This window comes from Gordonia sp. VNK21, from assembly GCF_046098115.1.
Lineage (GTDB): Bacteria > Actinomycetota > Actinomycetes > Mycobacteriales > Mycobacteriaceae > Gordonia.
On the sequence record NZ_JBJURU010000006.1, the window covers coordinates 194,383 to 207,463 of the forward strand.

At 69.7% G+C, this 13,081-nt stretch carries 12 protein-coding genes; 4 read left to right on the forward strand and 8 right to left on the reverse strand.

What is annotated here, in order from left to right; genetic code table 11:
• Positions 1–9 precede the first annotated feature (9 nt).
• From ACJMNC_RS08735 to hsaA, 7 genes are all read right to left on the reverse strand, one after another.
• The gene (locus tag ACJMNC_RS08735; RefSeq protein ID WP_408947551.1) at positions 10–1,263 is read right to left on the reverse strand and encodes an Nramp family divalent metal transporter; all 1,254 of its coding nucleotides are present in this window, start codon (positions 1,261–1,263) and stop codon (positions 10–12) included.
• 52 nt (positions 1,264–1,315) lie between these two features.
• Positions 1,316–2,464 (reverse strand): sulfotransferase family protein, encoded by a 1,149-nt coding sequence (locus tag ACJMNC_RS08740; protein WP_408947552.1) that lies wholly within the window; start codon positions 2,462–2,464, stop codon positions 1,316–1,318.
• On the reverse strand, positions 2,457–3,254 hold the full coding sequence (locus tag ACJMNC_RS08745) for an SDR family oxidoreductase (RefSeq protein WP_408947553.1): 798 nt from the start codon (positions 3,252–3,254) through the stop codon (positions 2,457–2,459). The genes ACJMNC_RS08740 and ACJMNC_RS08745 overlap by 8 nt, the downstream gene beginning before the upstream one ends.
• 48 nt (positions 3,255–3,302) lie before the next feature.
• Entirely contained in the window at positions 3,303–4,535 is a 1,233-nt protein-coding gene (locus ACJMNC_RS08750) for a hypothetical protein (RefSeq protein WP_408947554.1), read from the reverse strand.
• Positions 4,536–4,620: 85 nt separating this feature from the next.
• Positions 4,621–5,196, reverse strand: a complete 576-nt coding sequence (gene hsaB / locus ACJMNC_RS08755) for a 3-hydroxy-9,10-secoandrosta-1,3,5(10)-triene-9,17-dione monooxygenase reductase subunit (protein ID WP_408947555.1) — start codon at positions 5,194–5,196, stop codon at positions 4,621–4,623.
• Between the two features lie 5 nt (positions 5,197–5,201).
• Positions 5,202–6,119, reverse strand: a complete 918-nt coding sequence (gene hsaC, locus ACJMNC_RS08760) for an iron-dependent extradiol dioxygenase HsaC (RefSeq protein WP_408947556.1) — start codon at positions 6,117–6,119, stop codon at positions 5,202–5,204.
• 59 nt (positions 6,120–6,178) lie between these two features.
• Entirely contained in the window at positions 6,179–7,363 is a 1,185-nt protein-coding gene (gene hsaA / locus ACJMNC_RS08765; RefSeq protein ID WP_408947557.1) for a 3-hydroxy-9,10-secoandrosta-1,3,5(10)-triene-9,17-dione monooxygenase oxygenase subunit, read from the reverse strand.
• A 187-nt stretch (positions 7,364–7,550) separates the two neighbouring features.
• Here hsaA and ACJMNC_RS08770 point away from each other — a divergent pair, with 187 nt between their 5' ends.
• Both ACJMNC_RS08770 and ACJMNC_RS08775 read left to right on the forward strand, forming a co-directional pair.
• The gene (locus ACJMNC_RS08770; RefSeq protein ID WP_408947558.1) at positions 7,551–8,729 is read left to right on the forward strand and encodes a Rieske 2Fe-2S domain-containing protein; all 1,179 of its coding nucleotides are present in this window, start codon (positions 7,551–7,553) and stop codon (positions 8,727–8,729) included.
• 12 nt (positions 8,730–8,741) lie between these two features.
• Positions 8,742–9,119 (forward strand): hypothetical protein, encoded by a 378-nt coding sequence (locus tag ACJMNC_RS08775; RefSeq protein ID WP_408947559.1) that lies wholly within the window; start codon positions 8,742–8,744, stop codon positions 9,117–9,119.
• Here the strand turns inward: ACJMNC_RS08775 and ACJMNC_RS08780 are convergent.
• On the reverse strand, positions 9,110–10,213 hold the full coding sequence (locus ACJMNC_RS08780; RefSeq protein WP_408947560.1) for a TDT family transporter: 1,104 nt from the start codon (positions 10,211–10,213) through the stop codon (positions 9,110–9,112). The two genes, ACJMNC_RS08775 and ACJMNC_RS08780, sit on opposite strands and share 10 nt — an antisense overlap.
• A gap of 84 nt (positions 10,214–10,297) precedes the next feature.
• Between ACJMNC_RS08780 and ACJMNC_RS08785 the strand changes: the two genes are divergently transcribed.
• Positions 10,298–11,224, forward strand: coding sequence for a LysR family transcriptional regulator (locus ACJMNC_RS08785; protein ID WP_408947561.1), 927 nt, complete (start codon positions 10,298–10,300; stop codon positions 11,222–11,224).
• A gap of 117 nt (positions 11,225–11,341) precedes the next feature.
• Positions 11,342–13,078, forward strand: coding sequence for a 3-oxosteroid 1-dehydrogenase (gene kstD, locus ACJMNC_RS08790; protein WP_408947562.1), 1,737 nt, complete (start codon positions 11,342–11,344; stop codon positions 13,076–13,078).
• Positions 13,079–13,081: the final 3 nt, after the last annotated feature.

Sequence of the window (13,081 nt, forward strand, 5' to 3'; positions counted from 1 at the left end):
CGGGCGCCGTCAATCGACGCCGAGGATCAGCAGGATCAGCAGCGCCGCGTTGAGGACGACGATCACCACCGCCGACAGCGCGGAGGCGCCGCGCAGCAGCCGGCCGTCCGCATAGTCGCCCATCCGGCGGCGATCGGCGGTGTAGCGGCGCAACGGAATGAGGGCGAACGGGATACCGAAGCTCAGCACCGCCTGCGAGATCACCAGCGCCAGGGTCGGGTCCACGCCGCAGGCCAGGATCACCACCGCCGGGATCAGGGTGACCGACCGGCGCACCACCATCGGGATCCGCTTGCGCAGCAGGCCGGCCATGATCGCGCCGCCGGCGTAGGCGCCCACCGAGGTGGAGGCGATACCCGAGGCCAGCAGGCCGAGCGCGAACAGCGCAGCCACCACCGGGCCGAGTGCATCGGAGACGGCGGCGTGCGCCCCTTCGATGCTGTCGGTGCCGTCCCGGCCGTACAGGCTCACCGCGGCGAGCACCAGGAGCGCGATGTTCACGGTGCCGGCGATCACCAGCGCCACCACCACGTCGACGCGGGTGGCGCGCAGCAGGGCGGAGATGCGGCCGCGATCGCCGCGCGCCGCCTCGTCGTCGGTGCCGTGCCGGTCGATCACCAGGGAGGAATGCAGATAGATGGCGTGCGGCATCACCGTCGCACCGAGCATCGACGCCGCGAGCAGCACCGTCTCGGTGCCCTGCAGCCGCGGCACCATTCCGTTGAGCAGTCCGCCCACCTCCGGCGGATTGACCAGCAGGCCCGCCAGGAAGCCGATCACGATCACCGCGAGCAGCCCGACGATGATGGTCTCGAACTGCCGTTGCCGGCGTTTGGTGGCCGTCGCCAGCAGGGCCATCGAGACCAGGCCGACGATCACGCCGCCGAGCGGCAGCGGGAGCCCGAAGAGCAGGTTCAGGGCGACGGCCCCGCCGATCACCTCGGCCAGATCGGTGGCGGCGGCCACCACCTCGGCCTGACCCCAGAACGCGAGCCGCGAGCGCCTGCCCAGCGAGTCGCCCAGCGTCTGCGGCAGCGTCCGGCCGGTGACCACGCCGAGCTTGGCCGCCTGGTACTGAATCAGCACCGCCATCACGTTCGCCACCAGCAGCACCCACACCAGCAGGTAGCCGTAGGTGGCTCCGGCGGTGATGTTGGCCGCCACATTGCCCGGATCCACATAGGCGATCGCCGCGACGAAGGCCGGTCCGAGCAGGCCGACGACCCGCGCCTGGGGCGCCGGATTCCGCTGCTGCACGCTCACCCGGTTCAGGGTAGGCGATAGTAAGGTTTCGGTCTACCGAAACTTTATGATTTCAGTCACCGAATGCGGAGCGGACGTCGTCGACGGTGAGTCCGTACTCCTCGAGGCTGTAGGTGTGCCGCGGGCGCCGGTCCCCGGAGCGGCTCTGTTCGTCCAGGGCGGTCATCGCGGCCCGCGCCGGTCCGGAGATCTCGGTGCCGAGGGCGGCGTAGATCCGCTCGAGCACCGCGAACGGGTCGGCGCGCAGTTCGTCGAAGTGCACGTCGACGAACTGTGCGGGATCGTGCCGGGCGCGCGCCTGCGAGAACTGGCGCAGACCCCGCGACCACAGTTCGAGCTGGTTGCGGCCGATCTGCGCCCCGGTGAACACCGTCGAGTAGCCGTCGGTGGCATGCGCGGCCAGTGAGCACATCGATCCGATGATGGTCTCCGGCGCCCGGTGGGTCTGGATGATCAGCGCATCCGGATACACCTGCAGCAGCGCATCGAGCGTGAACAGGTGGCTGGGATTCTTGAGCACCCACCGCCGGCCGGCGTCGTTGCGGCCGATCAGCTGCAGGTTCTTCTTGTGCCGGGCGTAGGCCGGTGTCCAGTCCTGCCCGGAGAGCCACTGCGAGTACCGCGGCAGATGGGCGAGCGACTCGTAGGAGATGGACATGATCGACTGCCGCAGCAGCTGCCAGCACTCCTCCACCTCCCCGGCGTCCATGTAGTGCAGGCCCATGAACTCGGGATTCTGCACGTGATGCTGGGCCAGCCCCTCCTGGATCTGCCGGTAGACGGGGTTCTCGTCCCAGGTCTCACGCGGCGGCCGCGGCTGCGGGAACTCGGTGAGCCACATCTCGAGTCCCTGGTGAGCGGGGTCGGCGGCGAGCAGCCGGTGCAGGGCGGTGGTGCCGGTGCGGGGCAGACCGGTGACGAACACCGGCCGGGTGATCGGGACCTCGGCGTATCCGGGGTCGGCCTTCCAGCCGGCCTCGCTGAGCAGCCGGGCGATGAGCGCTCCCTTGAGGAAGTACCGGAACATCTTGCTGCCCAGCTCGGTCAGGCCCGCGTCCTCCCGGTACGAGGCGAGCAGCTCCTCCAGTGCCGGCAGGTAGTCGTCGTCGCCGAAGTCGTCGAGGCCCACGGTGCGCGCCGCGGAGGCGTGCAGATCGTCGACGGTGCCCACCACGGTGGCGGTGCGATCGGGGTCAGTCATGGTATTCACCGCAATTCACGTCGAGGGTGTGCCCGGTGATCGCCCGGGCCAGTGGCGAACCGAGGAAGACCACCGCATCGGCGATCTCGTCGGGTTCGGGCAGCCGTTTCAGGTCGCTGCGGGCCGCGGTCTGCTCGTAGACCTGTTCGGCGGTGATGCCGTACTTCGCGGCGACCTCACCGAAGTACCACTTGAGCTGGTCGTCCCAGATGTAGCCGGGGGCGACGCTGTTGATCCGGATCCCCTTCTCCCCCAGCTCCGTCGCCAGCGTCTGCGACATCGCCAGCAGCGCGCTCTTGGCCAGCTTGTAGCTGCCGTAGCGCGGCTCCGAGTGCCGGATGACCATCGAGTTGATGTTCACCACGGACCCCGCGCTCGCGCTGAGCGACTCGGTGAAGGCCTTGATCACCCGGAGGGTGCCCAGCACCGTGAGTTCGACGCTGTCGCTGATCTGCTGGAAGTCGGTGCGCGCCAGGGGCTTCATCGACGGCATGGCGAAGGCGTTGTTCACCAGCACGTCCACCCGGCCGTAGGCCTCCCGGGTCGCATCGACCAGCGCATCCACGGCGTCGTCGTCGGTGATGTCGGTGGGCACCGCCAGCGCCGGGGCGCCGGTCTCGCGCACCTGATCGGCGATCTCCTCGAGCCGGGCCGCGGTGCGGGCGGCGAGCACCACGCTCGCCCCGGCCGCGGCCGCGCGCAGGCAGATCGACCGGCCCAGACCGGGGCCCACACCGGAGACCGCCACCACTTTGCCGGTCAGCAGACCGGTCGGGGTCACATCCGTCATTCATGCCTCCTGCTCATTGCGTCCCCCGGGTGGTGCGGCGGCTCGGCGTCAGCCGAGCATGCGCGACGCGAAGCCGCGCTGGCGAGCGGCGATGCGCTCGGCCCAGCCCGCCGGGTCGATCCGGTTGTGGTCGTAGAACGGCAGATGCGCGGCCACGTCGCCCGCATCGATCACCGAGATACTCGGCGCCAGAGCCTCACCGAGCACCTCGTCGACGCGCTGCCAGCGGAACTGCATGATGCCGCGGCGACGTCCGGTGGTCTCGATCCAGTTGGCCACGCCCGGGTTCTCGTGGGCGATCACCATCCGGATCACGCCGTCCGGATCCACTTGCGCCTGAACCGAGTTCAGACTCGTCTGGTGGTGCTGGTAGTCGAGCGAGATGTACCAGAGGCTGCCGAGCTGGAAGCCCTGATAGACACGCGGGCCGGGGTCGGCGGCGCCGGCGCCGGGATGCACGGGCACCTCGATCAGCAGGGCCTGTCCGGCCTCGAGCCGATAGTGCCCCACCGACGAGTACTGGGTGGACAGTCCGCCGGGGGTGCGCCGCGGCAGCGTGAGGGTGTTGACCGGCTCGTCGTAGTAGAACCACTTCGGGAAGTTGAACCAGGTGTTGATCCGGCTCAGCAGCAGTTTCCCGGCGATGTCGAAGGTGCGGGCGGCGCGGGCCGCGGTCAGCGGCTCCGGCGCGGTGCCGGCGGTGTCGACCCGCTCGATGGTGATCAACCCCTTCTGCTCGCCCTGCCAGTCTGCGTAGACCTCGCGGACGGCGAGCATGGAGGCACCCTCGCCGAGCACCACGTAGCCGGCCGGCGGATCGGCCAGCGGCGGACCGAAGGTCAGCTCGAAGCTCCCGTCCGGGCCGAGATCGATGCGCCTGTCGTCGAAGGCGTCGTCGCCGCCCGGAACGTCGGTGGGCGTGTAGTCGCCGCGCAGTACCTGAAAGCTCAGGTCCACGGTGGTGCCGCGGCGCCCGCGGACCCGGTAGGTGCCCTCGGGTTCGACGGTGGCGTGATAGTAGAGGGTGTCCGGATTGTCCAGGCCCATCTTGGTGTACGGACCGGTGGAGGTGACGAAGTGCGGATGGCTCTTGCCGCGGGCCCGGGCCAGTTGCAGGACGGCGGCGATGGAACCGGCGAGATAGTCGTAGCCCTCGGCCAGGTCGGCGTCGGTCTCGATGAAATCGGCTGTGGCGATGAGCTTCTCCGCCTCCGCGACGGCCGTGGTGAAGCCTTCGCTCACCGCCGCATCGGCAGGCTCGGTGGATGTCCGGTCGGTCACGTCACTGCTCCTTCACATTCCCCGCCTGCTCCGTCGCATCCCCCGGGAAAAGCGCCCTTGAGCGCCTGTACTCGTCATCGGCCGGTCAGAGCCACTGATCGCCACCGTTCCAGGTGATGAAGTTCTGCAGGCTCTCCTGGGCCGGCGTCACCCGCGGGTGCTCGGTGGAGAGATAGCCGCCCCGGTAGAACAGCAGCGGCTTGTCCTGCAGTACGTCGCCGAGGGTCTGCACCCGGCCGACGACGATGTAGTGGTCGCCGCCGTCGAGCACGTTGTCCACCGTGCACTCGACCCAGGTGAGGCAGTGCCGGATCACCGGCAGTCCCAGCGGCGACGGATCCCAGGCGATGCCGGCGAACTTGTCGTCGCCCGGCGCACCGAACTGGGCGCTGACCGACTGCTGCCGGTTGGACAGCACGTTGACGCAGAACGAGCCGCGCTGCTCGATGAGCGGCCAGCTGCGGGAGGTCTTCATGGCGCAGAAGAGCACCAGCGGAGGATCGAGCGAGAGCGCCGCGAACGACTGACAGGCGAAGCCCACCGGGTTCTCGTCGTCACTCAGCGAGGTGATGACGGTGATACCGGTGCAGAACTGGCCCATCGCCGTGCGCAACTGCCGCGAATCGAAGTCGGCGGTGCCGTAGGGCGCGTGCGAAGCCATCGCGCTCACCCCCGGAAGCCGATGCTGAAGTCGTGACCCCACAGGCTCACGGCCGTCGATTCCCGGGCGACCCACTCGTCGTCGTCCACCTGCCGGCCCTCGCAGCCGAACTCCACGTCGAAGCCGCCGGGCGTCTTCATGTAAAACGAGAGCATCAGGTCGTTGACGTGTCGTCCCAGGGTGGCCGACATGGGCACCTTGCGCCGCAGCGCGCGGTCGTGGCAGAGGCCGACGTCGTCGGTCTGTTCCACCTCGACCATCAGGTGCACGATGCCGGTGCCGTTGGAGAACGGCGAGAAGGCCAGCGAGTGGTGCCGCGGGTTGCACCCGAAGAACCGCAGCCAGGCCGGCTCGTCACCCTCCTCCCGGCCGACGACCTGCGGCGGCAGCCGCATGGAGTCGCGCAGCCGGAAGCCGAGCACATCGCGGTAGAAGTGCAGGGCGGCCGCGTCGTCGACGCTGCTGAGCACCACGTGCCCGAGCCCCTGCTCACCGGTGACGAACCGGTGCCCGTACGGGCTGACCACCCGGCGGTGCTGCAGGGCCACTCCGCAGAAGCACTCCAGGACGTTGCCGTCCGGATCGGCGAAGACGATCAGCTCGTCCACCGCACGGTCGGTCTTCTCCTCGGCGGTGCCCTCCCGGAACTCGACGCCGGCAGCGGTGAGCCGGTCCCGGATCTCCTGCAGCCCTGCGGCATCGGCGCATTCCCAGCCCGACGACGCCAGATGGTCACGGTCGGAGGGCACGATCACCAGCCGAGCGGGGAAGTCGTCCATGCGCAGGTACAGCGCACCGGGGGTGGTCCCCTTCCCCTCGATCATGCCCAGGACCTTCAGGCCGTACTCACGCCAGGCGTCGACGTCGGTCGCGTCGATCCGCATGTATCCCAGCGACCGGATCGGGCTCAGATCCTCACTCATCACTTCACTCTCAGGTCTCGTTGTCTCGAACGCCTCGGGTGCTCGGCCGTGCGGGCCGGTCACACCATCGTGTCGCCCACCGGAAGCCCGAACTCGCCGTTGCCGAAGGCCACGTAGGCGCGCTCGGCGTCGTTGGCCGCGTGGACGCGGCCGGCGTGCGCATCCCGCCAGAAGCGCTGCAGCGGGGTGCCGTTCTGGAGTGCGCCGCCGCCGGAGTTCTGGAAGAGGGTGTCGATCGCGGTCACCGCGCGGGCGGTGGCGCGCACCTGGTCGCGCCGGGCGGCCAGCCGCAGTTCCATCGGGATCTCCTCGCCGGCCAGGATGAGGTCGTACTCGTCCTGCAGGTTGCCCTTGAGCTGACGCCAGGCGGCGTCGATCTCACTGGCGGCCTCGGCGATCCGCACCTTGGTGAACGGATCCTCCTTGCTCTTCTCGCCCGCGTAGGCGGCGCGCACGCGCTTGCCCTGGTGCTCCACATGCGCCTCGTAGGCGCCGTAGGCCATGCCGACGATCGGGGTGGAGATGGTGGTGGGATGGACTGTGCCCCACGGCATCTTGTAGACCGGCGCTGTGTTCTTGGCCAGGCCGGGGCTCTCGTACTTGGCCATGGTGGCCATGCTCAGCACCCGGTGCCGGGGCACGAAGACGTCCTTGACGACGAGCGTGTTGGAGCCGGTGCCCTTCAGGCCCACCACATCCCAGCTGAACTTGATGTCGTAGTCGCTGCGCGGCAGCAGGTAGCTGACGAAGTCCACCGGGCGGCCGTCCTTGAAGACCGGGCCGCCGACGAAGGTCCAGTCGGCGATCTCGCAGCCCGAGGAGAAGGCCCAGTTGCCGCTGACCTTGTAACCGCCCTCGACCACCTCGCCCATGCCCATCGGCGCGTACGAGGAGGAGATGCGCACCGAGGCGTCCTCGCCCCACACGTCTTCCTGCGCCTGCTGGTCGAACAGCGCCAGGTGCCAGTTGTGCACGCCGACGATGCCGGCGACCCAGCCCACCGAACCGCAGGCGCTGGCCAGCCGGCGCACCGCTTCGTAGAAGGTCACCGGATCGACCTGGTAGCCGCCCCACTGCTCGGGCTGCAGCAACCGGAAGAAGCCGGTCTCGGCGAGCAGCTCGACGACGTCCTCGGGGATACGACCGGCGTCCTCGATCTCCTGGGCACGCTGCTCCAGCTCGGGCAGCAGGGCGCTGACCTTGTCGAGTACCTGCTGTCCGGCCGCACTTCGCTCAGCTGCCATGGTCACTCCTGTTCGTCTCGGATTCGACTGTGTCGACACCAATATTAGAACACGTTCTCATTCCAAAGTGGAACATGTTCTAATATTGGAGTACGAACAGCTCACCAGAGCCGGCGAAGCGCCGGATCTGAGCCATACTGAGGTCTGTGACACACTCACGATCCGAGCCCTGAGGAGGCGACCGAGGATGACCAGCACCGACATCCGGGAGATCGACACCGGAGCCCCGCCGACCCGATTCGCGCGCGGCTGGCACTGCATCGGACTGATCGACGAGTACACCGACGGCAAGCCCCACTCGGTGAAGATCTTCGGCACCAAGCTGGTGGTCTGGGCCGACACCAAGGGTGAGATCAAGGCCCTCGACGCATTCTGCCGGCATATGGGCGCCGACCTGGCCGAGGGCAATGTCCGCGGCGACAACGTCGCCTGCCCCTTCCACGGCTGGCAGTGGAACGGCAAGGGCCGCTGCGCCCAGGTCCCCTATGCCAAGCGGCAGCCCAAGCTGGCCAAGACCCGCACCTGGCACACCATGACCCGCAACGGGCAGGTCTTCATCTACAACGACCCGGAGGGCAATCCGCCGCCCGAGGACTGCATCATCCCCGCCCTCGACGAGGTGGGTGCGCAGGGCTGGACCGGCTGGACCTGGAACCGGATGGTCATCGAGGGCGCCAACTGCCGCGAGATCATCGACAATGTGGTGGACATGGCGCACTTCTTCTACGTGCACTACGCGCTGCCCACCTACTTCAAGAACGTCTTCGAGGGCGAGACCGCCGCCCAGTACATGAACAGCAACGGCCGTCCGGACGTGGCGATCATGTCGTCGTACGGCGACAGCCGGCTCGAATCGATCGCGGCGTACTACGGCCCCTCGTACATGCTCAACCCGATGGTGCAGTACTACGGCGAGTACGCGGTGGAGACCATCCTGACCAACTGCCACTACCCGATCGACGCGAACAGCTTCGTACTGATGTACGGCGTGATGGCCAAGATCCCGGAGGGCCTCACCGACGAGCAGGGCGCCAAGATGGCCAAGAAGATCAGCGAGGGCATCGAGGTCGGCTTTCTGCAGGATGTGGAGATCTGGAAGCACAAGACCCGCATCGACAATCCGCTGCTGGTCGAGGAGGACGGCCCGGTCTATCAGCTGCGCCGCTGGTACGAGCAGTTCTATGTGGACGCCGAGGACGTGACCGAGGAGATGACCGGCCGCTTCGAGTACGAGATCGACACCTCTAAGGCGCTCGAGACCTGGGATGTGGAGATCCAGGAGAATCTGCGGATCCAGGCCGAGGAGGCCGCCGCGGAGGACGCCCGCAAGGCCGCCGCCCAGTCCGGCGAGAACGCCTCGGTCTAGGACCGGCACGTCATGACCACCGCAGCCGAGCAGCCGTCCGGCTGGGCCAAGGCCCCGGACTACAGCGCCGACCCCGAGCGGCTGGCCGCCATCGCGGCGGCCACCGCCCGGGACAAACAGCACTATCTGCGCGGTGGCATGACCCCGATCGAGTGCCGGTCCTGTCATGCGTGCGTGATGGTGAAGAAGACCAGCCCGCACCACACCAGCGTGCAGTGGAACGACGACGCCCTGGACCGGTGCAACGAGATCAAGCAGATCCGTGCCGAGGGCGGCAATTCGGCGCTGCTGCCGACCTGCCCGCGGCTCTCGGCGAGCATCGACCACGGGGTGGCCGAGGGCATCATCGCCAAGGAGTCGCCGGACACCGACCCGGACGGCTACTGGTGACCGGACTGTCCGGACACTGATACCCGGGCGGGCGCGCCCGCGGGCACCGACGGGCGCAACAGGGTTCCGCTGGTCACCCCGCGCCAGGTGCGCAGCGCCACCAGGGACCAGATCGCCAGCAGTGCCGCGAATCCGGCCCCCGCGCTGACGGCGAAGATCATCGATCCCTCCACCGCGGCCAGACCGGCCGAGCCGGTGACGAAGGTGCCCACTGGGAAGGTGAACGACCACCAGGACAGCCCGAAGGGCAGTCCGCGGCGCACGGCCGCCGCGGTGAGTGCGAGGGCGCAGCCGATCCAGGCGAGCGCGGCGGTCCACACCGGCACCGCGTAGCTCAGGGCCAGTCCGCGCAGCAGGCTGGCGCCGGTGCGGCCGACCAGCCCGCTGCCGGCCCGCTCGAGCAGGCAGACCGCGGTCACCGACTGGCCGAGCGGGCCGAGCACGATCCACCAGGTGGGAACCAGCCCGATCGGTCCGGAGCCGCTCCGCCACAGTCCGCGCAGCACCACGATCATCACCGGGGCGGTCAGCACCAGCGCCAGCACCAGCATCGCCGCGCCGATCAGCAGCAGCGCCGACTGACCGGCCCCGGGGCGCAGCTCGGCCGCGAGGACGGCCGCGGCCGATGCCGAGACGGTGGGCGTGACCACCGGCATCAGCCAGCCGGCGCACGGCCGGCCGGGCTCTGCCCGCAGCAGCCGCTGCCACGGAACGACGACGGCGATGATCACTCCGGCCACCGTGCCGACGGAGAAGCACACCAGGTCGACGGCCAGTGCGGCCGACCGGCCGAGGACCGTCCGGCCGGCCACCAGGGTGCTGGTGCCCACGGTGAGTACGGCCATCGGCAGGGCCCCGTAGAAGTGCGCGGTCACCGGATCGCGGCGGTGCGCCGCGGCCGCGTCCCGATCGGTGCGCCAGTGCAGCGCGGTGCCGGTCAGCACCGCGGCCATGAGTACCGTCGCGGCCAGCCAGGACGCGATGCCGAGCGCGTCGAGCACCGGCGAGTGCCACGGCAGACCGGCGGCGGCCACCGCGATCACTCCCGTGCCCATCACCGCGGCGAACCAGTTCGGCGGAAAGTGCAGGATCATGGTTTCCAGCCTCGGCCCCGGCGGCCCGGCGCGGTAGCGGCCGGAACCCCACTCCCTTACAACCTGGGGTTGTACCCTGTCGGCATGGTGCTGAGTCCGAGGATGCCCGACCTGGCCGTCTGGCAGACCCTCGCGGCCGTCGAGGACACCGGCAGCTTCAACGCCGCCGCGCAGCGGCTCGGCGTCTCCCAGCAGGCGGTGTCGGCCCGGATGCGGAGCCTCGAGGAGCAGGTGGGCGCGGCCCTGCTGGTGCGCTCGGCGTCGGGCACCCGGCTCACCGACACCGGCGTGGTGGTCGCCGAGTGGGCGCACCGGCTGCTGGCCGTGGCCGAGGAGATCGACGCCGGACTGGCCGGCATGGCGCAGCAGCACCAGGAGCTCCGACTGGCCGCGAGCCTGACCATCGCCGAGCACCTGGTGCCGCGCTGGCTGGTCTCGTTCACCGGTACCGCCGCGGCCGGCCCGGCACCGCGGGTCTCGTTCACCGCGACCAACTCCGAGCACGCCTGCGCCCTGCTGCGGGCCGGCGAGGTGGATCTGGGTTTCGTCGAGGGGCCCGAGGTGGCCGCCGGCGTGCAGAGCCGGGTCGTGGCCCACGACCGGCTGCTGCTGGTGGTGCCGCCGCAGCATCGGTGGGCCCGCCGGCGCAGTCCGGTCTCGCCGTCCGAGTTGGCGGCCACCGCACTGGTCACCCGGGAGCAGGGATCGGGCACCCGGCAGATCCTCGAGCACCGGCTGCGCCGGGCCCTGCCCGGCGGCCTGGACCTGCCCGAGCCGCTGCTGGAACTCTCGACCACCGCCGCCGTGATCTCCGCCGTGTCGGCCGGCGCCGGCCCTGCGGTGCTCAGCGACCTGTCGGTGAGCGCCGACATCGGGCGCAGGCTGGTGGCCGTGGAGGTGAGCGAACTGGACCTGCGACGGGAGCTGCGGGCCGTCTGGCTGGGCGAACGCCCGGCGGCACGGCCGGCGCAGGACTTCCTCGACCACCTCCTCACCCTGCCCCGCCGGTGACCGCACGCACGAACCTCGCGACCCGCTGGCATCGTCGTTCTGAAACATGTTCTAATTCGTAATGAGAACACGTTCTACCCGTCCGGCGGATGAGCCGGGCTGACGAAGGGACCGAAGATGGCCGACACGCCAGCAGCAGCAGGAGCCCCGGGCGCCGCGGAGACCGTCGACGTGGTGGTCGTAGGCGCGGGCGCGGCCGGCATGGCCGCCGCCCTGACCGCCGCCAGCAAGGGCCTGACGACCGTGCTGGTGGAGAAGTCGCCGTACTGGGGCGGCTCCACCTCGCGCTCCGGCGGCGGCGTGTGGATCCCGAACAACTCGGTGTTGCGCCGCGACGGGGTGGAGGACACCGTCGACGCCGCCCGCACCTACGTGCACGCCATCATCGGTGAGTACGCCCCGGCCGAGCGCATCGACGCCTACATCGATCGCGGCCCGGAAGCCCTGGACTACCTGATGGCGCACTCTCCGCTCGAGCTCGAGTGGGTCAAGAACTACTCCGACTACTACCCGGAGGCCCCGGGCGGACGCCTCGGCGGCCGGTCGGTGGAGCCCAAGCCCTTCGATGCGCGCCGGCTGGGCGACGACCTGAAAAACCTGCACCCGCAGTACACCAAGGCGCCGCTGAACATGGTGGTCCTGCAGAGCGACTACAAGTGGATGAACGTCGGCATGCGGCACTGGCGCGGGATCGCCAAGATGGGCAAGGTCGCCGCACGCTTCTCCTGGTCCAAGTCGCGCAACAAGAAGATGATCGCGATGGGCGCCGCGCTGGCCGCCGAGCTGCTGATCGGGTGCCGCCAGGCCGGCGTCGACATCCGCTTCGAGACCCCGCTGACCGGGCTGATCACCGAGAACGGCACCGTGGTGGGTATCACCACCGAGCACGACGGCCGGGCCGGTGAGCTGCGCGCCCGCTACGGGGTGATCCTCGGCTCCGGCGGCTTCGAGCACAACGCCGAGATGCGCGCGCAGTACCAGCGCGCCCCCATCGGCACCGAGTGGACCACCGGTGCGGCCAGCAACACCGGCGACGGCATCCGCGCCGCCCAGGAGGCCGGCGCCGGCGTGGCCCTGATGGACGACGCCTGGTGGGGACCGACCTTCGTGCTGCCCAAGGGTCCGTGGTTCGCGCTCTCCGAACGCAGCGTGCCGGGCACCTTCATGGTCAACGAGCGCGGCGAGCGGTTCATGAACGAATCCCTGCCCTACGTGGAGGCCGTGCACCAGATGTACGGCGGCGACTTCGGTCAGGGCGAGGGCCCGGGCGCCAACGTTCCGGCGTGGCTGATCATGGATCAGCGCTGCCGCAACCGCTACCTGTTCGCCGGGATCCCCGCCCGCCAGCCGCTGCCCAAGTCGTGGCTCGAATCGGGCGCCGTGGTCAAGGCCGGTTCGCTCACCGAGCTGGCCGGGAAGATCGGCGTGCCGGCCGAGAAGCTGGCCGCGACCACCGCGCGCTTCAACGGCTTCGCCGCCGCCGGCGTGGACGAGGACTTCGGCCGCGGCAAGAGCGGCTACGACAACTACTACGGCGATCCCACCAACAAGCCGAATCCGAACCTCGGCGCAGTGGACAAGGCGCCGTTCTACGCGGTCAAGATGGTGCCGGGCGATCTCGGCACCAAGGGCGGCGTGCAGGCGGACGCGACCGGCCGCGCACTGCGCGCCGACGGCAGCGTGATCGACGGGCTCTACGTCGCGGGCAACACCAGCGCCCCGGTGATGGGCCACACCTACGCCGGCCCCGGAGCCACCATCGGACCGGCCATGGTCTTCGGCTATCTCGCCGCCCTGGACGCGGTGGCCAAGGCCGAGCAGTCCACCGCACCTGCGACCCGCGTGGAGGCCTGAGCC